Below are 18,548 nucleotides of genomic sequence, written 5' to 3' on the forward strand. Positions count from 1 at the left end.
CTCGGGGCCGGGGCTGTCCGGGCCGGGGCTGTCGGGGCCGGCGGCTCCGGGATCCGTCCCGATCGGCGTCGTCGCTGTGCCTGCCGCCTCCGTGCCGTCCGGCTCCGCGGAGCTCGGCGGGGTCGTGCTCTGTCCTGTCATGCTGCGAGTCTCCCGTGCGCTCCACGGCCCGGACCATCGGGGGAACCCCTGATCCGACCCCGAGAGCACCCCCGATCGTGCGGCCGACCTGTTTGGATGCAGGGGTGAGCACAGTCCCCGGCACCGCCGTCCGCCCCCCGCTGCAGCGGCCGCGGACGATGCTGCTCGGCGGAGTGTGCACCGCGGTCGCCGACCACCTCGGCTGGAGCGTGCGGAGGACCCGCCTCCTGGCCGCCCTCACGACCGCGCTCGGCGGGGGCGGCGCGCTCCTCTACCTCTGGCTCTGGGCCCTGGTGCCCCTCGCGCCGCTCGACTCGCGCGACGCGGATCCGGCCGTCCGCCGCTCCGCTCCCGTGGCCGGCCTGCTGACCCTCGCCGCCGCCGTCGCGGCGCTCGCCGTGCTGATCGCCGTCGACAGCGGCGACGACGCCGACATCACGCGCGCGCTCGTCGCCGTCGGCCTGCTCGCGGGAGGAGCCGTCGGCTGGAGCCTCGGGCTCGACCGCGGCGACGCCGTCCGCCCCGCCCGGTACGGCTCCGCAGTGCGCCTCGCCTCCTGCGCGCTGCTGGTGCTCGCCGGAGCGGCCGTGCTCACCGGCCGCCCGAGCGCGCTCAACGCGGTGCTCGCCGTGGGCGTGCTGCTGATCGCCGCCGGCGTGCTGGCCGCGCCCCGGGTGGTGACCCTCTGGTCCGAGCTGATGGGCGAGCGCGCCGCCCGCGTGCGCGAGGAGCAGCGGGCCGAGATCGCCGCGCACCTGCACGACTCCGTGCTGCAGACCCTCGCGCTCATCCAGAACCGCGCCGGAGCCTCGAGCGAGGTCGCCCGCATCGCCCGCGCCCAGGAGCGGGAGCTGCGCGACTGGCTGTTCGAGCGCGACGTCCCGGTCGCCAACGACCTGGCCGCCGAGGTCCGGGCGATCGCCGCCGCCGTCGAGCTCGACTACCCCGTGCACCTCGAGGTGGTGGCTGTCGGAGCGTCCGTCCCCGGCGCCGCCGCGCTCCTCGCCGCGACCCGCGAGGCCGTGCTCAACGCGGCCCGGCACGCGGGCGGCGACGTCTCGGTGTACCTCGAGTCCTCCGTGCAGGGCGTCGACGTGTTCGTGCGCGACCGCGGCCCCGGCGTCGTCCTCGACGAGGTGCCCGGCGACCGCCTCGGCATCCGGGAGTCGATCATCGGCCGGATGGCGCGCGCGGGCGGCAGCGCGACCGTGCGCCCCGGAGTCGGCGGCACCGGCACCGAGGTGCATCTGCGGCTCCCCGCGGAGGTCGAGCGGTGACCCGCGTGCTGCTGGTCGACGACCACTCCATCTTCCGCTCCGGCCTGCGGGCCGACCTCGCCCCCGAGCTCGAGGTCGTCGGGGAGGCGGCCGACGTCGACTCCGCCGTCGGCCTGGTCGCCTCGCTCGCGCCCGAGGTGGTGCTGCTCGACGTGCACCTGCCGGGCGGTGCGGGCGGAGGCGGGGCCGAGGTGCTGCGGCGCAGCGCCGGGTCGTCGTCGCGCTTCCTGGCGCTGAGCGTCTCGGACGCCGCGGAGGACGTGGTCGGCGTGATCCGCGCCGGTGCCCGCGGCTACATCACCAAGGCCAGCTCCGGAGCCGAGGTCAGCCGGGCCGTGCTCGCGGTGGCGGGCGGGGACGCCGTGTTCTCGCCGCGCCTGGCCGGCTTCGTGCTCGACGCCTTCGGGGCGCTGGCGGGCGAGCAGGCGGAGTCGGGGGACGAGCTCGACCGGCTCTCGGCCCGCGAGCGTGAGGTGATGCGCCTGATCGCCCGCGGCTACGCCTACAAGGAGGCGGCCGCCGAGCTCTTCATCTCGGTCAAGACGGTCGAGTCCCACGTCTCCGCCGTCCTCCGCAAGCTGCAGCTCTCCTCCCGCTACGAGCTCACCGCCTGGGCCTCCGCCCGCCGCCTGCTCTGAGGCGCGCGCGAGCAGTCAACCCCGTCCCTCCTCCCGCTCCTGCCGTCCGACACTGTCGGGACACGACAGGAAAGGACGACCCGATGGTGACCACCACCCCCGCTCTCCCGACCCTGGCCGAGCTCCTCCGCGACTCCCGGCCCGTGTCGCAGCTCTACGTCGACCTCGCGATCGACTCCGGGGATCCGCCGGACATCTCGCTCGAGCGCGCCACGTCCCTCGGAGACGAGCTCGCCCGCCAGGGTGCGCCCCAGGCCGACATCCAGGCCCTCACCGCTCTGCTCGAGGGGGCCGGGCGCCCCCAGGGCGGCTGCTGTCTCTTCGCGGTCGCCGTGGACGGGAGGGTCGTGCTGAACGAGGTGCTGCCGGGTCGGCCGGTCGCGCCCGAGGGCGTCTCCTACAGCCCGCTCCCGGACATCGTGCCGCTGCTGCAGCACCGGCCCGACCTGCGCGTCCTCGTCGTCGAGACCTCGCGGGACGGCGGCGAGATCCGCCTGCACCGCCTGGGCGCGCAGCGTCCCGAGGCCGAGCAGGCCGTGCAGGGCCGCACCGACACCCTCCACAAGGCGCAGGCCGGCGGCTGGCGGCACGACCGGGAGGAGATCTGGCGGCGCACGCAGGCCGAGCTCGCCGCCGCGGTGGACGAGCTCGTGCGCGTGCACCGGCCGCGCCTGCTGGTCGTCGCGGGGGACATCCACGCCCGGCAGCTGCTCGCGCAGCAGCTCTCGCCGAGCAGCGCCGCGATCCTGGCCGTCGAGCCCGTGAACACGCGGGCCGCCGGCAGCGAGGAGGGGGCGCTGGAGCGGTTCGTCGACGAGCAGCTCGACCGGATCCTGCTGCGTGAGAAGGAGGACGTGCTCGACGCCCTGCGCACCGGGGAGCCGCGCCGCACCGTCGAGTACTCGCTCGGCGCGATCGTCACGGCGCTGGCCTCGGCGCAGGTCGAGACGCTGGTGCTCGACCCCGGCCGGCTGCGCGAGCGCGCTCTGCTGGCGCTCGCCGCGGAGCCGTGGGTCGCGTCGGCCCCGGAGGAGGCGCTGGGCGCCGAGGTGATCGACTCCGTCGACGCCGCCCTCGCGCTGGCCCGCGCCGCCGTGCTCACGGACGCGCGCGTGCTCGTCACCGACTCCCGCACCGCTCCGGAGGGGGCCGACGTGGTGACGCTGCCGCACGACGCCGACGCCGACGCCGCGGCGATCCTCCGCTGGCGCACCGGCCCGCCGGTCCCGGGGGCCTGAGCGGCGGGTCCCCGAGCGCGACAGGGCCCGGGCCCCGATCCTCTGATCGGTCCCGGGCCCTGTCCGGCCTCACGCCTGCGGGTCGTCCTCGCCCTCGGCGGCCGCGCGGCGGCGCGCTCCGAGGCCGAGCGCGGTGGCGCCCGCGGCCAGGAGCGCGGTGGCGCCCGCGATCAGGCCGACGCTCTCGACTCCGGTCGAGGCCAGCCCGCCGCCCGAGCCGCCGACGGGCAGCGGGGTCGGCGTGCCGGTCGGCGCGGTCGTAGGCACCGGGGACGGAGCCGCGGTGGGCGCCGCGGTCGGCCCGGCGGTCGGTGCCGTGGTGGGAGCAGCCGTGGGCGCGGTGGTCGGCGGGGTCGTCGGTGCCGTGGTCGGCCCGGCGGTCGGCGTCGGAGTCGGCGCCACCACCTGCGAGGCCGGCAGGATCTGCACGATGGTCGGACGCGGTGCCGCCACCGCCCCCGCCGCCGTGGATCCGTAGTCCGGGAAGAACGAGGTCGGCGCCTCGAAGGTGCCCTCCTCGCCCGGGTGCTGCACCGCCACGAACACGTGCTGGTCGAGGTCGTGGACGATCGGTCCGCAGGTCTCGGCGTCGCGGGGCACCGAGAGGAACTGCTCCACTCTGCCGCGCGTCGCGCCCTCGAGAGCGACCTTGAAGAGCCCGTCGTTGTAGCCGATGCCGCTCGGGGCGCCGTCGGTCGAGATCCAGAGGTTCCCGACCGAGTCGAAGGCCAGGTTGTCCGGGCACGAGATCGGCGAGACCTGGTCCGCCGGGAAGCCGGAGAAGTAGACGACGTCGCCCTGCGCCTGGTCGCCGCAGAGCATCAGCAGGTTCCAGGTGAAGGTGCGGCCGGTCTGGTCGCCGCCGTCCTCGATGATCTCGACGATGTGGCCGTCGCGGTTCTCGGTGCGCGGGTTGACCTCGGTCGCGCCCTCCTTGGCGCCCTCGGTGCCGCGGGCGGAGTTGTTGGTGCAGGCCACGTAGATCCGGCCGCTGACCAGGCTGGGCTGCACGTCCTCGCAGCGGTCCATCTTGGTCGCGCCCGCGGCGTCCGCCGCCTGGCGGGTGTGCACGAGCACCTCGGCGACGCTCATCCCGGCGATCGTCGAGGCGCCGTTCAGCACCAGGGGCAGCCACTCGCCGATGCCGTCGAAGCCGCCGTCCGAGGGGACCGCCCCGGTGCCGGTGATCTCGGCCACGGGGGAGTCGCCGGTGAAGCGGGCGACGTAGAGGTCGCCCTCCTCCAGCAGGGTCTTGTTGTGGGCGCGGTCGCCCTCGATGTAGCGCTTCGTCGAGACGAACTTGTAGAGGTAGTCGAAGCGCTCGTCGTCCCCCTGGTACGCGACCACGCGGCCGTCCGGGGCGATGATGACGTTCGCGCCCTCGTGCTTGAGCCGGCCGAGCGCCGTGTGCTTCTTCGGCGTGGAGTCGGGGTCGAAGGGGTCGAACTCGACGATCCAGCCGAAGCGGTTCGGCTCGTTCTCGTAGCCCGGGGTGCGGGCGTCGAAGCGGGGGTCGTCGAGCTCCCAGAGGCGCGAGGTCTCGGAGTCGGCGAGGCCGTAGCGCTTCTCGGCGTCGCTCGTGCCGACGGCGCGGAAGTAGCCGTTGAAGTTCTCCTCGCCCGAGAGGATCGTGCCCCACGGCGTCGTGCCTCCGGAGCAGTTGCCGAGCGTGCCGAGCACGGTGCGGCCCTCGGGGTCGGCGACCGTCTTCAGCAGGTCGGTGCCGGCGGCGGCGCCGGTCACCTCGTAGGGGGTGTCGAGCAGGTAGCGGCGGTTGCGCTCGCCCCCGCGGACGTAGGCCCACGGGCGGTCGACCGCGGTGCGGACCAGCTCGACGACGCTGAGGCCGTGGGCGGCGCGGCCGACGGCGCGCACGCGCTCCGGCTCCGCCTCGAGCTGCGCGGCCGGGAACATGATGCTCTCGTTCGTGTACTCGTGGTTCACGACGAGCAGGGCGCGGAGGCGCTTCGAGCCCGGGATCTCGACGATGTCGGTGTAGTCGTTGTTGTAGCCGAACTGCGCGGCCTGGGCGGCCTCCGTCTGGTCGGCGATGTCGAAGGCGGGGCTGTCGGCGAAGAGCGGGTCGCCCCAGCGGATGATCGGCTGCCACGCGAAGCCCTCGGGGACGGTGAACCGGTCGACCGTGTACGGCACCGGAGCGATCGGAGTGAAGGCGAGCGGCGAGCCGTCGGCCGCGGTCGCCACGGCCGCCTCGGCGGTGGGCGCTCCTCCGGCGGAGGCGACGGCGACGGTGACCGCGCCGGCCAGGCCGAGGCCGAGGGCGCTGCGGCGGGAGAGCTGCGACGAGACGATGTCGCGGAAGTAGCTGTTGTGCGACGTGTTGCAGGTCGCGGTGGAGCAGGCGTTGGCGCACTTCAGCGCGCAGGTGACGGGGCTGCGCTTGCCGCGCACGTGGCCGGCCATCGGGAGGAGGAGCGGGCGGCGGGCGGTGTCTGACATGGAGGTCCTTCGATCACGAGCAGGAGACGCGATCGAGGCAAGCAGGGGGAGGGGTCGCCGATGCCGCCGGGTGGAGGCTCCTCCCTGAACGGATTGTGAACGTTCTCACAAGAAGGTGAGGCTCACCTTCCCTCCCGGCGGCCCTCCGAGCGCGCCTCCAGGACCGCCCCGACGTTCCCCGCGATCCACTCGACGACCGGCAGCAGCCGCTCCGCCAGCTCCGCTCCCAGCGGCGTCAGCCGGTACTCGACGTGCGGCGGGACGACCGGCCGCGCCTCGCGGTGCACGAAGCCGTCCTCCTCCAGGATCCGCAGCGTCTGGGCGAGCATCTTCTCGCTGATCCCGCCGATCCGGCGACGCAGAGCGCCCCAGCGCAGCGTGCCCGGAGCGAGCGCCGCGAGCACCAGGACGCCCCACTTGCTGGTGACGTGGCCGAAGACCTCGCGGCTCGGGCAGTCGGCGGAGTAGACGTCCCCGGCGAGCAGGGCGGAGTCGGCGATCGTCATGGGGTGCTCCTCGGGACAGGGGTGGTGACTGTACTAACGAAATAGTGGGTACTGCATTCCGGGAAGCAGGAGGAGGATGCGCCGGTTGCACCCTCCTGGCGGCGGACCCCGCCCGCCCCACCCGTCAGGAAGGACCCCTCATGACCCTCGTCGTCACCGGAGCCACCGGCCACCTCGGCCGTCTCGCCGTCGAGCACCTGCTCGCCCGCGGCACCGCCGCCTCCGACATCGTCGCCACCGGCCGCGACGCCGCGAAGCTCGAGGCGCTCGCCGCCGACCTCGGCGTCCGCACCGCCGTCGCGGACTTCGACGACTCCGCCTCGCTCGACGCCGCCTTCTCCGGCGCCGAGGCCGTCCTCCTCGTCTCGGGCTCCGAGGTCGGCAGGCGCGTCGCACAGCACACCGCCGCGATCGACGCCGCCGTCCGCGCCGGCGCGCGCCTGGTCTACACGAGCGCCCCGAAGGCGACCACGAGCGCGCTCATCCTCGCCCCCGAGCACAAGGCCACGGAGGAGGCGATCGCCGCCAGCGGCGTCCCCGCTGTCATCCTCCGCAACGGCTGGTACAACGAGAACTACGAGCAGACCGTCGCCGAGCTCGCCTCCACCGGCAGCACCCTCTCGAGCGCCGGCGAGGGCCGCGTCGCCAGCGCCGCGCGCACCGACTACGCCGAGGCCGCAGCGGTCGCCCTGACCGACCCGTCCCTGGTCGGCACCGTGCACGAGCTCTCCGGCGACACCGCCTGGAGCTTCGACGAGCTGGCCGCGATCGTCGCCGAGGTCGCCGGACGCGACGCCGCGATCAGCCACGTCTCCTCCGACGAGCACGCCCGCGTCCTCACCGGCGCCGGCGTCCCCGAGGGCGGAGTCGGCTTCGTCGTCGGCCTCGACGCGAACATCGCCGATGGCCTCCTCGGCGGGACCGACGGCTCGCTCGCCCGCCTGATCGGGCGGCCGACCACGCCGATCCGCGCGTACGTCGAGGAGCAGCTCGGGCGCTGACGCTCCGGCGTCCCCGTCGGCCACCGTCCGGCTCGCAGGAGCAGTCCGCCCCCGCGAGCCGGACGGTGGCGCGCCCGGCCCTCCCGCGGCTCCGCGCCGGGCACTCCCGTCCGCGGCTCCGCGCCCGCCCTCCGAGGCTCCGCGCTCGACCCGCCGCACCTCGCGCCACCGTGTCGGCGCCCCGACGTAGGCTGTCCGCCATGACCTCGACGACGCCTCGCTCCGGTATCGACCGCTCCGAACTCGACCCCGCGACGCGCCCGCAGGACGACCTCTACCGGCACGTCAACGGGCTCTGGATCGACCGCACCGAGATCCCCGCCGACAAGGCGCGCTACGGCTCCTTCCACGTGCTCCAGGAGGAGGCGGAGAAGGCCGTGCGCGACATCATCGTCGAGGCGCAGACCGCGCAGCACGGCACGGAGGAGCGACTGTTCGGCGACCTCTACGCCTCCTTCATGGACGAGGAGCGGGCCGAGGAGCTCGGCGCCGCCCCGATCGCCGACGACCTCGCCGCCGTGCAGCGGGTCGACTCGATCCCCGGCCTGCTCCGCGCGGTCGGCGCCTTCGAGCGCACCGGCGTCCCCGGGCTCTTCGGCCTCTTCGTCGACAACGACCCGGGCAGCCCCGAGCGCTACCTCGTCTTCGTCAACCAGGGCGGCCTCGGCCTGCCGGACGAGAGCTACTACCGCGAGGAGGAGTTCGCCTCCGTCCGCGAGGCCTACACGCCGTTCGTCGCGCGGATGCTGGCGCTGGCCGGCATCGACGCCGCCGAGGCCCGCGCCGAGCGCATCGTCGCCCTCGAGACCGACCTGGCCGCCGCGCACTGGGACAAGGTCCGCAGCCGCGACAGCCAGGCGACCTACAACCTCCGCTCCTGGTCCGAGGTCGAGGAGCTCGCCGCGGGCGTCGACCTCGGCGTCTGGCTCACCGCGATGGGCGCTCCGGAGGGGGCGCTCGCCGAGGTGGTCGTCCGCCAGCCGAGCTTCCTCCAGGGCCTCGCGGGCCTGCTCACCGAGGACCGCCTCCCGGCCTGGCGCGACTGGCTGTCCTGGCAGGTGATCCGCGGAGCCGCGGCCTACCTGTCCAGCGGCTTCGTCGACGCCAACTTCGACTTCTACGGCCGCACCCTCACCGGCACCCCGCAGAAGCGGGAGCGCTGGAAGCGCGCCGTCTCGCTCGTCGAGGGCTCGCTCGGCGAGGCGGTCGGCCGCACCTACGTCGCCCGCCACTTCCCCGAGACGGCGAAGGCCGCGATGGACGTGCTGGTCGCGAACCTCATCGAGGCGTACCGCCGCTCCATCGTCGACCTGGAGTGGATGAGCCCCGCCACCCGCGAGCGCGCGCTCGAGAAGCTCGCGAAGTTCACGCCCAAGATCGGCTACCCGGTGCGCTGGCGCGACTACTCCGCCCTCTCGATCGACCCGGCCGACCTGCTCGGCAACGCCCGCCGCGTGGCCGAGTTCGAGTTCGCCCGCGAGCTCGGCAAGATCGGCCGCCCGCTCGACCGCGACGAGTGGTTCATGACCCCGCAGACGATCAACGCGTACTACAACCCGGGCTTCAACGAGATCGTCTTCCCGGCCGCGATCCTGCAGTTCCCCTTCTTCGACGAGGCCCGCGACCCCGCCGCGAACTACGGAGCGATCGGCGCCGTCATCGGTCACGAGATCGGCCACGGCTTCGACGACCAGGGCTCGCGCTTCGACGGCGACGGCCGCCTCACCGACTGGTGGACCGAGGAGGACCGGGCCGCGTTCGAGGAGCGGACGAAGGCGCTCATCGCGCAGTACGACGCGCTCGCTCCCGCGACCACGCCCGGGCACCACGTGAACGGCGCCCTGACCATCGGCGAGAACATCGGCGACCTCGGCGGTCTCGGCATCGCCTGGAAGGCGTACCTGCTCTCGCTGGACGGCGAGGAGCCGCCCGTCGTGGACGGCCTGACCGGCGCCGAGCGCTTCTTCCTCTCCTGGGCGCAGGCCTGGCAGCAGAAGTCGCGCGACGAGGAGACGATCCGCCTCCTCGCCATCGATCCGCACGCTCCGGCCGAGTTCCGCTGCAACCAGATCGTCCGGAACATCGACGAGTTCTACGCTACTTTTGACGTCTCCGAAGGCGACGCCCTCTGGCTCTCCCCGAGCGAGCGCGTCACCATCTGGTAGTCGCCGCCGACCACCTCCGCACCACGGACGAGGAGCCCCGGGCATCGAGAGCCGACCGATGCAGCGGGGTCGTCCGCCGATCGCGCGTCCTGCCGGCGCGTGAGGACCCAGGTCCCCCCTCCGCACGACCGCACTCCCGACCCGTAGAGGGGCCGTACCCGTGGTGATCCCCACCAGCGAGACCCGCCGTGAGAGCCGACGCAACCGCCGGGGGCGCCACAAGGGCGGCGGTGACCGCGAGAACTTCCAGCGCGGCTTCGACGCCCTCGGCCGTCTCGCGATCGACGGGGTCGTCGTCTCGGCGCGCGCCGTCGACCTGGCGACCGGCCGCACCCTGTTCGCGGTCGACGACTCCGTCTCGATGCCCACCGCCTCCCTCGGCACCGTCGTGCTGCTGATCGAGGTCGCCGCCCGGCTGGCGAACGAGCCGCAGGAGAACCTGCGCCTGGTCGACCGGACCGCGGCGGACGCGGTCTCGGGCTCCGGGCTCTGGCAGCACCTCCAGGTGCCGTCGATGCCGATCGCCGACCTCGCCGCCCTCGTCGGGGCCTCGAGCGACAACCTCGCGACCAACGTCCTGCTGCGCCGCGTCGGCCTCGATGCCGTGCGCGAGCGGGCGGAGGCGCTCGGCCTCTCCCGCACCGCCCTGCTCGACGTCGTGCGCGATGAGCGCGGCCCGGACGACGCGCCGCAGCTCTCGATCGGCTCCGCCCGCGAGCTGACCTGGCTGCTCGCCACCCTCGCGAACGGCGAGATCGTGGACGCCGCCGTGAGCTCGCGGGTGATCGGCTGGCTCTCGCTCGGCACCGACCTCTCGATGGTCGCCGCCTCGTTCGGGCTCGACCCGCTCGCGCACCGGCACCCCGACCACGGGGTCCTGCTCGTCAACGCGACCGGCACCGACGTCGGCGTCCGCGCCGAGGCCGGCGTCCTCCGCGGCCCACGTGCCGGAGTCGCCTACGCGGTCGCCACCCAGTTCGACGACACGACCCTGCACTACCGCCTCGCGGTGCTGGAGGGAATGCGCACCCTCGGAGCCGACCTGCTCGAGTACGTGCACTGACGGCTGCCCGGGCGGAGGCTCCTCCGGAGCAGGCCGACCCCGCGGGGCCCCTCGGGTGCCCCGTCAAGTCCGTGACCGCCTCCGGGGGCGCGACCTAGGCTGCCCGCAGCGGCGCCGCCTCCCGGGCGCACCGCGGAGAGGGAACCATGAGCAGCTTCGGCTTCGACGCCCCCGAGGACGTCACCGACACCACCCGCCCCGACGGCGACTCCCTGCCGGTCCCGCCGGAGGACCCGGCCGAGATCGACGACCCCGAGTCGATCGACGAGGCGCTCGACCAGGGCGCCGACGCCCGCCTCGGCGACGACCAGGACCCGCCGGAGCACCCCTTCATCCCGTCGCCCAGCTGATCGACCGGCCGGGCGCCCCAGCGGCGCCCGGCCTCCTCCGATCTGGCTTCTCCTCCGAGCCGATTACTCCTTCGACCCCGGCTTCAGGCGGCTCGCGAGGCGCTTGATCGGGTGGGCGGGCTCGCGCTCCGCCGGATCCTCGACCTCGAGGCCGTAGAACGTGCCGATGTCGCCGACGAACGCCTTGCGGCGGGCCTTGTCGTACGCGCGGATCTCGCGTCGGAAGGCGATCACCGTCGCGACGCACATCAGGATCATCACGACGCTGAACGGCAGGGCCGAGAGGATCGCCGCGGTCTGCAGGGCGTCGAGGCCGCCGGCGATCAGGAGCGACAGGGCGAGCAGCGCGGTCGCGACGGCGAAGAACACGCGGATGCGGTTGCGCGGCTCCGGCTCGCCGCCGGTCGCGATCATCGACATCACCAGCGCTCCGGAGTCGGCGGAGGTCACGAAGAAGACGCCGATCAGGAGGATCGCGCCGATCGTCAGCACCGAGCCCGCGGGCAGTCCCTGCAGCATCGAGAAGAGCGCCAGGTTGGTGTCGACCGAGCCGTCGGCGCCGACGAGGCCGCCGTCGCCGTAGAGCTCCCGGTAGATGGCCGTGCCGCCGAGGACGCTGAACCAGAGGAAGGTCATGATCGTCGGCACGAGCAGCACGCCGCCGACGAACTCGCGGACCGTCCGGCCCTTCGAGACGCGGGCGATGAAGATGCCGACGAACGGCGCCCACGACATCCACCAGCCCCAGTAGAACGTGGTCCACGAGGCCTGCCACTGCTCGCCCTCGCGCCCGGCGTAGGCGCTGACCGTGAAGGTCAGGCCGATGAAGTTCTGCAGGTAGTTGCCGAGCGACTGCACGAACTCGCGCAGGAGGAACTGGGTCGGGCCGGCGACGAGCACGAAGACGAGGAGCGCCGCGGCGAGCAGCAGGTTGCCGGTCGAGAGCCACTTCATGCCCTTGCCCACGCCCGAGATCAGCGAGAGGACGGTCAGGCCGGTGACCACGGCGATGACCACGATCTGCACGGTGAGCGACGACTCCACGATGCCGCTCGCCTCCAGGCCCGCCGAGATCTGGGTGACGCCCAGGCCGAGCGAGGTCGCGACTCCGAACATGGTGCCGACCAGGGCGACCACGTCGATCGCGTTGCCCCAGCCGCCGCGGACCCGGCGGCCCAGCAGCGGCTCCAGCGCCCAGCGGATCGACACCGGCCGCTTGCGGCGGTGGATCGCGTACGCGAGGGCGAGGCCGACCACCACGTAGATGGACCAGGCGTGGACGCCCCAGTGCAGGTAGGTCTGCGAGATCGCGCTCTGCGCGAGCTGCGTCTCGGTGCCGGTGACGCCCGGGCGCGGAGTGGCGAAGTGGGTGAGTGGCTCCGCGACGCCGTAGAAGACGAGGCCGATGCCCATGCCGGCGGCGAAGAGGAGCGAGATCCAGGCGAGCATCGAGAACTCGGGCTCGTCGTCGTCGGCGCCGAGCTTGATGTCGCCGAAGCGGCTCACGCCCATCCAGATGGCGAAGGCCACGAAGACCGCGGCGATCAGCACGTAGTACCAGCTGAACGTGTTGACGACGGTGGTCTGCAGCGTCGAGAACACGGAGGTCGCGGCGTCGGGCGCGAGGATCGCGAAGGCCGCGATCGACAGCGTCAGGACGGCGGCGGGCCAGAAGACCCACCGCGCGAGGCGGTGCGGAGGGGCGGTCGTGCCCGCGGTGGCGGGGGCGGTGTCCGGGGAGGACGGGTGCTCGGACATGGGGTCCTCTCGTCGGCGGCAACCGTCCACGGTACACGGGGGCCCGTCGGCGGCCCCGGCCGGGGGAGCCGGGCTGGCATGATCCGGCCCCGGTGCGGGAGGCTGGACCCGTGCAGTTCAGAGTCTTCACCGAACCCCAGCAGGGCGCGAGCTACGAGGACCTCCTCGCCGTCGCGCAGGCCGCCGAGAGCCTCGGCTACGACGGCTTCTTCCGCTCCGACCACTACCTCCGGATGGGGGACGGCGACCCCGGCGTGGGCCCGTCCGACGCGTGGACGACACTCGCCGGCCTCGCCCGCGAGACCGAGCGGATCGCGCTCGGCACCCTCGTCTCCTCCGTCACCTACCGGCCGCCGGGGATCCTCGCGATCCAGGTCGCCCAGGTCGACGCGATGTCCGGGGGCCGTGCCGAGCTCGGCCTCGGCACCGGCTGGTTCGAGGAGGAGCACGCCGCGTACGGCATCCCCTTCCCTCCGCGCCGCTTCGACCTCCTCGAGGAGCAGCTCGAGATCGTGACCGGCCTGTGGTCGACGCCGGTCGGCGAGCGCTACTCCTTCGCCGGCGAGCACTACACGCTGACCGACTCCCCGGCCCTGCCCAAGCCCGCCCGCCTGCCGCTGCCGGTGATCGTCGGTGGCGGCGGCCCCAAGCGGACCCCGGCGCTCGCGGCGCGGTTCGCGAGCGAGTTCAACCTGCCCTTCCCCGAGTTCGACGCGATCCCGGGGGCCTTCGAGCGCGTCGACGAGGCGTGCCGGGCGATCGGGCGCGAGCCCTCGTCGCTCGTGCACTCGGTCGCGCTGATCGCGGTCGGCGGAGGCGACGAGGCGGAGTTCACGCGCCGTGCCGCGGCGATCGGCCGCGAGCCCGCCGAGCTGCGCGAGCACGGAGTGGCCGGCGGCGTCGACGAGGCGGTCGACCGCCTCGAGTCCCTCCGCGAGGCCGGCTGCGAGCGCGTCTACCTGCAGTTCATGGACCTGCAGGACCTCGACCACCTCGACTTCTTCGCCCGGGAGGTCCTGCCGCGCCTGTCGGCGTAGGGCGGGCGCCGCTGCTGCAGCCGAATCAGCGACGACTCCTGGCTTCTCGCGGTCCCCGTCCTCGTGCCCCCGCGCCGAGTGCGACGACTCCTGGGCACTCGCGGGCTGCGGGCGGCGCGCTCCGGGCCGCGCGCCCGGGCGTCCGCCCGCGCCGCGGCCTACGCTGGAGGGATGGCGGACACGATCGAGCGCGCGGACGAGCGCCTGGCGACCCGCTCGGCGGCCGAGGTCCCGTGGATCGTGCTGGTCTGGGACGATCCGGTCAACCTGATGTCGTACGTCTCGTACGTCTTCCGCAGCTACTTCGGCTTCGGCCGGGCCGAGGCGGAGCGGCTGATGCTGCAGGTGCACACCGAGGGGCGCGCGGTCGTCGCGACCGGCAACCGCGAGGAGATGGAGCGGCACGTGGAGGCGATGCACGGCTACGGCCTGTGGGCGACGCTGCAGAAGGCCGACGCGTGAGCGCCCCGCTGCGCCCTACCGCCGCGGAGACCGGAGAGCACCCCGCTCGCGGCATCCGAGGACTCGGCTGATGCGCGCGTTCCGCCGCGACTCCTCCGGAGCGGCCGTCGCCCGTTTCGACCGCGAGGAGGCCGGGATCCTCCGCCATCTGGCCGGCGAGATGCTCGAGCTGCTCGATCGCGGGGCGTCCTCGGAGGAGGCCCGCTCGGATCCGGCGCTCGCGCGCCTCCTGCCCGACGCCTACCGCGACGACGCCGAGGCGGCCGACGAGTTCCGCCGCTTCACCGCTCCGGACCTCGCCGCCCGCAAGATGGACGACGCCCGCGCCGTCACGGCGGCCCTCGACGCCGGCGACGGCACGAGTCACGGCCGGATCTTCGAGGGGCTGGGCGAGGTCGCGGTCCGTCTCGAGGAGCCGCAGGCGATCGCCTGGCTCCGCGCACTGACCGACATGCGGCTCGCTCTGGCCGTGCGGCTCGGCATCGACGACACCGACGACGTCGTCCCGGAGGAGGGGAGCGCGGCCGCGATCCGCAGCGTCTACGACTGGCTGGGCGGCGTGCAGGACGGACTCGTCCGCGCCGTCGACGTGTGATCCACTCGTCCCTCTAGCGATTCCACAGCTGTGGACAACCCTGTGGAAAGGTGTGGAGAACCGGCTCCGGGAGCACCTCCGAACGGCGGAGCGCCGGGCGCGGGGGTGTGGAAACGCGTAGCGTCCACCCTGTGAACACTCCGAGCACCGCCGACGCCCAGCGCACCGCCGATGACATCCAGGACTCGCGGGCGGTGCGGACCCTCGCCCGCGGCGGCTTCGCGGCGAACGGCCTCGTCCACCTCCTGATCGGAGTGATCGCGCTCGGCGTGGCCCGCGGCGGCGGAGGCGAGGCCGACCAGAGCGGTGCTCTCGGCGCCCTCGCGGCGCAGCCCGGCGGTCTGGTGATCCTCTGGATCTGCACGGTCGGCCTCTTCGGCCTGGCGCTGTGGGGGCTGCTCGAGGCGTTCCTCGTCCGCCCGCGCGAGAGCGCCCTGAAGACCTGGGGCAGCCGGCTGAAGGAGGCGGGCAAGGCCGTCGTCTACGGCGCCCTCGGCGTGACGGCGCTGAAGTTCGCGACGGGCGGCGGGTCGAGCTCGTCCGAGTCGTCCGAGAGCGCGAGCGCGCAGGTGCTCTCGGCGCCGGGCGGAGTCGTGCTGCTCGTGATCGCGGGACTGGCCGTCCTCGCGGTCGGCGGCGTCTTCGTGTACCGCGGAGCGAGCAGGAAGTTCCTCGAGAACGTCGCGGAGCCGGGCGGTACGGCGGGCACCGTCGTCACCGTGCTCGGCGTCGCCGGCTACGTCGCCAAGGGCGTGGTCCTCGGCGCTCTCGGCGTGCTGCTGATCGTCGCCGCCGTCACCCATGATCCGGAGCAGGCGGGCGGGCTCGACGAGGCGCTGAAGTCGCTCGTGGAGCTGCCGGCGGGCGTGCTCCTCCTCGGCTTCGTCGCCGTCGGGCTCATCGCCTACGGGCTCTTCTGCTTCGCCCGCGCGCGCTGGCCGCGCCTCTGATGTCGGACAGCGGATCCGCTCCTTACATGTCACCCCCCTTCCGCGCAACTGGTCCCGCCGTCCCGGAGTCGGTGACACGCTGAGGCCTGTGAGTGCTGGAGGCGAGGACGCGACCGGTGGACGGGTGCGTCCGCCGCTGACGCAGGACGCCGCCCGTCTGCTGACCCGCTCCGCCACGGGGGACGCCTCCGCTCTGGGAGAGCTCGTCGACCGCTTCGGCGGCCTCGTCTCGGCGTGCGTCGGCACGGTCCAGGCCGACCCGGCCGGCCGCGACCGGCTCTGCACCGACGTCTTCACCGCCGTCTGGCGCCGCTCCCGCGAGGGCGCCCGCTCGCCGGAGCCCGTGCTCTGGGTGCTCGAGGTCCTCTGCGAGACCCTCGGGTCCGCGCACGAGCTCGCCCGGCGTCCGCTCGGCAGCAGCCTGCTCGCCCTCGACTGCCCGGACCGCGAGCTCCTGCTGCTGGCTGCGGCCGGCGGCTTCTCGCAGGCCGAGATCTCGGCGCTGACCGGGATCGACGAGTTCCGGCTGCGCTCGATCCTCCGGAACGCGCTCGAGGCGCTCCAGGGTCGCGACAGCGATCTTCTGACGGCCTGACCGCCGGAGCCGTCGCGGGAGTAAAGTTGAGTCCGTCGAACTCAACTTTCGAGCCACGGAGGAGACCACCATCATGCAGGCCGGTCGGATGCCCCAGCAGGACGAGAAGTCCGCACTCGAGCAGTACGGCGTCAACCTGACCGCCATCGCGGCGAGCGGCAAGCTCGACCCGGTGATCGGGAGGGACGCCGAGATCCGGCGCGTCAGCCAGGTGCTCACGCGCCGCACCAAGAACAACCCCGTCCTCATCGGCGAGCCCGGCGTCGGCAAGACCGCCGTCGTCGAGGGGCTCGCCCAGCGGATCGTCGCGGGCGACGTCGCCGAGAGCCTCAAGGGCAAGCAGCTCGTCAGCCTCGACCTCTCGGCCCTGATCGCCGGAGCGAAGTACCGCGGCGAGTTCGAGGAGCGGCTGAAGGCCGTGCTCCAGGAGATCGAGGAGTCCGACGGCCGGATCATCACCTTCATCGACGAGCTGCACACGCTGATGGGCGCGGGCGGCGGCGAGGGATCGGTGGCGGCCGCGAACATGCTCAAGCCCATGCTGGCGCGCGGCGAGCTGCGGATGATCGGCGCGACGACGCTCGATGAGTACCGCCAGTACATCGAGAAGGACGCCGCTCTCGAGCGCCGCTTCCAGCAGGTCTTCGTCGGCGAGCCGACCGTCGAGGACACCGTGGCGATCCTCCGCGGGCTGAAGGAGCGCTACGAGGCGCACCACAAGGTGGCGATCGCCGACTCCGCCCTGGTCGCCGCCGCGTCGCTCTCGAACCGCTACATCACCTCCCGCCAGCTGCCGGACAAGGCGATCGACCTGATCGACGAGGCCGCGTCGCGGCTGCGCATGGAGATCGACTCCGCTCCCGTCGAGATCGACGAGCTGCGCCGCTCCGTGGACCGGCTGAGGCTCGAGGAGCTGGCGCTGAAGAAGGAGAAGGACGAGGCCTCGAAGGCACGGCTGGAGAAGCTGCGCGAGGACCTGGCCCGCCGCGGCGCCCAGCTCGAGGAGCTGCAGGAGCGCTGGGAGCGCGAGCGCGCCTCCCTCAACCGCGTCGGCGAGCTCAAGAACCGGCTCGACGCCCTGCGGATCGCCGCCGAGCGCGCGCAGCGCGAGGGGAAGCTCGAGCGCGCGTCGAAGCTGCTCTACGGCGACATCCCGGTGATCGAGCGCGAGCTCGCGGCCGCCGAGGCGGAGGAGGAGCCGGCCGAGGGCCGCATGGTCAACGAGCAGGTGACGGCCGACGACATCGCCGCGGTGATCGCCGCCTGGACGGGGATCCCCGTCGGGCGTCTCCTGCAGGGCGAGACCGAGAAGCTGCTGCACCTCGAGACCGAGCTGCACCGCCGACTGATCGGCCAGGACGAGGCGGTGTCGGCCGTCGCGGACGCGGTGCGCCGCACCCGCGCGGGCATCTCCGACCCCGACCGGCCGACCGGCTCCTTCCTCTTCCTCGGGCCGACCGGCGTCGGCAAGACCGAGCTGGCGAAGGCGCTCGCCGACCACCTCTTCGACGACGAGAAGGCGATGGTCCGCATCGACATGTCGGAGTACGGCGAGAAGTTCGCCGTCTCGCGGCTGGTCGGCGCCCCTCCCGGCTACATCGGCTACGAGCAGGGCGGCCAGCTCACGGAGGCGGTCCGCCGCCGCCCGTACTCGGTGGTGCTCCTCGACGAGATCGAGAAGGCGCACCCCGAGGTGTTCGACGTCCTGCTCCAGGTGCTCGACGACGGCCGGCTCACCGACGGCCAGGGGCGGACGGTCGACTTCCGCAACACGATCCTCATCCTCACCTCCAACCTGGGGTCGCAGTTCCTCGTGGACCCGGCGCTGTCACGGCCGCAGAAGGAGGAGGCGGTCCAGCAGATGGTGCGCCAGGCCTTCAAGCCCGAGTTCGTGAACCGGCTCGACGACATCGTGATCTTCGACGCGCTCGACCGCACCGAGCTCGGCGAGATCGTGTCGCTGTACGTCGACCGGCTGTCGAGGAGGCTCTCGGAGCGACGGCTCGACCTGGCGGTGACGCCCGCGGCCCGCGGGTGGCTGGCCGAGCGCGGCTACGACCCGCAGTACGGCGCGCGGCCGCTGCGCCGGCTGATGCAGCGGGCGATCGACGACCAGCTGGCGACGGCGCTGCTCGGCGGCACGGTGCGCGACGGGGACGTGGTGCTGGTGGACGTGGCGCCGGACGGCGAGAGCCTGTCGGTGACGGCGGGGATGCCCGCGTCGGACTGACCGGGGTGCTCGACCCCTGTCGCGAGTCCGACTTCTGCGTACTCGCAGGGGAGAGGAGCGCGCGGGTGGCGACGGAAGTTCC

Annotated in this window: 16 protein-coding genes; 13 read left to right on the top strand and 3 right to left on the bottom strand. The window is 73.5% G+C overall.

Features of this window, described 5'->3' with window-relative positions; genetic code table 11:
* Positions 1-245 precede the first annotated feature (245 nt).
* The 3 genes from C5C55_RS14280 to C5C55_RS14290 all read left to right on the top strand — a co-directional run bounded on the left by C5C55_RS14280 (position 246) and on the right by C5C55_RS14290 (position 3,294).
* Positions 246-1,418 carry a sensor histidine kinase gene (locus C5C55_RS14280; protein ID WP_104288862.1) on the top strand — a complete coding sequence of 391 codons (1,173 nt, stop codon included), beginning with the start codon at positions 246-248 and terminating at the stop codon, positions 1,416-1,418.
* Positions 1,415-2,056, top strand: a complete 642-nt coding sequence (locus C5C55_RS14285; protein WP_104222839.1) for a response regulator transcription factor — start codon at positions 1,415-1,417, stop codon at positions 2,054-2,056. Before C5C55_RS14280 ends, C5C55_RS14285 begins: the two co-directional genes overlap by 4 nt.
* Positions 2,057-2,139: 83 nt before the next feature.
* On the top strand, positions 2,140-3,294 hold the full coding sequence (locus C5C55_RS14290; RefSeq protein WP_104234363.1) for a hypothetical protein: 1,155 nt from the start codon (positions 2,140-2,142) through the stop codon (positions 3,292-3,294).
* A gap of 69 nt (positions 3,295-3,363) precedes the next feature.
* Here the strand turns inward: C5C55_RS14290 and C5C55_RS14295 are convergent, their stop codons facing one another.
* Together C5C55_RS14295 and C5C55_RS14300 are read right to left on the bottom strand one after the other, a co-directional pair.
* Positions 3,364-5,754, bottom strand: coding sequence for a PhoX family phosphatase (locus tag C5C55_RS14295; RefSeq protein WP_104234364.1), 2,391 nt, complete (start codon positions 5,752-5,754; stop codon positions 3,364-3,366).
* Positions 5,755-5,876: 122 nt separating this feature from the next.
* A complete protein-coding gene (locus C5C55_RS14300) occupies positions 5,877-6,260 on the bottom strand; it encodes a helix-turn-helix domain-containing protein (RefSeq protein ID WP_104222836.1) in 384 nt (127 codons plus the stop codon).
* A gap of 140 nt (positions 6,261-6,400) precedes the next feature.
* Here C5C55_RS14300 and C5C55_RS14305 point away from each other — a divergent pair, with 140 nt between their 5' ends.
* From C5C55_RS14305 to C5C55_RS14320, 4 genes are all read left to right on the top strand, one after another.
* The gene (locus C5C55_RS14305) at positions 6,401-7,261 is read left to right on the top strand and encodes an NmrA family NAD(P)-binding protein (RefSeq protein WP_104234365.1); all 861 of its coding nucleotides are present in this window, start codon (positions 6,401-6,403) and stop codon (positions 7,259-7,261) included.
* A 200-nt stretch (positions 7,262-7,461) separates the two neighbouring features.
* Positions 7,462-9,426 carry a M13 family metallopeptidase gene (locus C5C55_RS14310; RefSeq protein ID WP_104222834.1) on the top strand — a complete coding sequence of 655 codons (1,965 nt, stop codon included), beginning with the start codon at positions 7,462-7,464 and terminating at the stop codon, positions 9,424-9,426.
* A 160-nt stretch (positions 9,427-9,586) separates the two neighbouring features.
* Positions 9,587-10,489: a serine hydrolase gene (locus tag C5C55_RS14315; RefSeq protein ID WP_104222833.1), complete on the top strand. Its 903-nt coding sequence runs from the start codon at positions 9,587-9,589 to the stop codon at positions 10,487-10,489.
* Between the two features lie 146 nt (positions 10,490-10,635).
* Entirely contained in the window at positions 10,636-10,839 is a 204-nt protein-coding gene (locus C5C55_RS14320; protein ID WP_104222832.1) for a hypothetical protein, read from the top strand.
* A 63-nt stretch (positions 10,840-10,902) separates the two neighbouring features.
* Here C5C55_RS14320 and C5C55_RS14325 read toward each other — a convergent pair whose 3' ends face one another.
* Complete coding sequence (locus C5C55_RS14325; RefSeq protein ID WP_104234366.1) at positions 10,903-12,597, bottom strand: BCCT family transporter; 1,695 nt, start codon at positions 12,595-12,597, stop codon at positions 10,903-10,905.
* A gap of 110 nt (positions 12,598-12,707) precedes the next feature.
* Here C5C55_RS14325 and C5C55_RS14330 point away from each other — a divergent pair, with 110 nt between their 5' ends.
* The 6 genes from C5C55_RS14330 (at position 12,708) to C5C55_RS14355 (ending at position 18,466) form a co-directional block, all read left to right on the top strand.
* Positions 12,708-13,634 carry an LLM class F420-dependent oxidoreductase gene (locus tag C5C55_RS14330; RefSeq protein ID WP_104234367.1) on the top strand — a complete coding sequence of 309 codons (927 nt, stop codon included), beginning with the start codon at positions 12,708-12,710 and terminating at the stop codon, positions 13,632-13,634.
* Between the two features lie 171 nt (positions 13,635-13,805).
* Positions 13,806-14,096 (top strand): ATP-dependent Clp protease adapter ClpS, encoded by a 291-nt coding sequence (gene clpS / locus C5C55_RS14335; protein WP_104222829.1) that lies wholly within the window; start codon positions 13,806-13,808, stop codon positions 14,094-14,096.
* 70 nt (positions 14,097-14,166) lie between these two features.
* The gene (locus C5C55_RS14340; RefSeq protein WP_104225742.1) at positions 14,167-14,691 is read left to right on the top strand and encodes a DUF2017 domain-containing protein; all 525 of its coding nucleotides are present in this window, start codon (positions 14,167-14,169) and stop codon (positions 14,689-14,691) included.
* A gap of 131 nt (positions 14,692-14,822) precedes the next feature.
* Positions 14,823-15,641 (top strand): DUF1206 domain-containing protein, encoded by an 819-nt coding sequence (locus C5C55_RS14345; RefSeq protein WP_104225741.1) that lies wholly within the window; start codon positions 14,823-14,825, stop codon positions 15,639-15,641.
* Positions 15,642-15,729: 88 nt separating this feature from the next.
* Positions 15,730-16,236 carry an RNA polymerase sigma factor gene (locus C5C55_RS14350; RefSeq protein WP_146080955.1) on the top strand — a complete coding sequence of 169 codons (507 nt, stop codon included), beginning with the start codon at positions 15,730-15,732 and terminating at the stop codon, positions 16,234-16,236.
* A gap of 88 nt (positions 16,237-16,324) precedes the next feature.
* Entirely contained in the window at positions 16,325-18,466 is a 2,142-nt protein-coding gene (locus tag C5C55_RS14355) for an ATP-dependent Clp protease ATP-binding subunit (protein ID WP_374952925.1), read from the top strand.
* Positions 18,467-18,548 lie beyond the last annotated feature (82 nt).

Origin of the sequence: Rathayibacter sp. AY1C2 (assembly GCF_002931195.1) — a bacterium.
GTDB lineage: Bacteria > Actinomycetota > Actinomycetes > Actinomycetales > Microbacteriaceae > Rathayibacter.

What these genes read in the sequence shown, in the direction of transcription:
- C5C55_RS14340 (WP_104225742.1), top strand. Translation starts at nt 14,167, where the DNA reads ATGCGCGCGTTCCGCCGCGACTCCTCCGGAGCGGCCGTCGCCCGTTTC.
- C5C55_RS14300 (WP_104222836.1), bottom strand. Translation starts at nt 6,260, where the DNA reads ATGACGATCGCCGACTCCGCCCTGCTCGCCGGGGACGTCTACTCCGCC.
- C5C55_RS14325 (WP_104234366.1), bottom strand. Translation starts at nt 12,597, where the DNA reads ATGTCCGAGCACCCGTCCTCCCCGGACACCGCCCCCGCCACCGCGGGC.
- C5C55_RS14305 (WP_104234365.1), top strand. Translation starts at nt 6,401, where the DNA reads ATGACCCTCGTCGTCACCGGAGCCACCGGCCACCTCGGCCGTCTCGCC.
- C5C55_RS14295 (WP_104234364.1), bottom strand. Translation starts at nt 5,754, where the DNA reads ATGTCAGACACCGCCCGCCGCCCGCTCCTCCTCCCGATGGCCGGCCAC.
- C5C55_RS14320 (WP_104222832.1), top strand. Translation starts at nt 10,636, where the DNA reads ATGAGCAGCTTCGGCTTCGACGCCCCCGAGGACGTCACCGACACCACC.
- C5C55_RS14355 (WP_374952925.1), top strand. Translation starts at nt 16,325, where the DNA reads ATGCCCCAGCAGGACGAGAAGTCCGCACTCGAGCAGTACGGCGTCAAC.
- C5C55_RS14310 (WP_104222834.1), top strand. Translation starts at nt 7,462, where the DNA reads ATGACCTCGACGACGCCTCGCTCCGGTATCGACCGCTCCGAACTCGAC.
- clpS (WP_104222829.1), top strand. Translation starts at nt 13,806, where the DNA reads ATGGCGGACACGATCGAGCGCGCGGACGAGCGCCTGGCGACCCGCTCG.
- C5C55_RS14290 (WP_104234363.1), top strand. Translation starts at nt 2,140, where the DNA reads ATGGTGACCACCACCCCCGCTCTCCCGACCCTGGCCGAGCTCCTCCGC.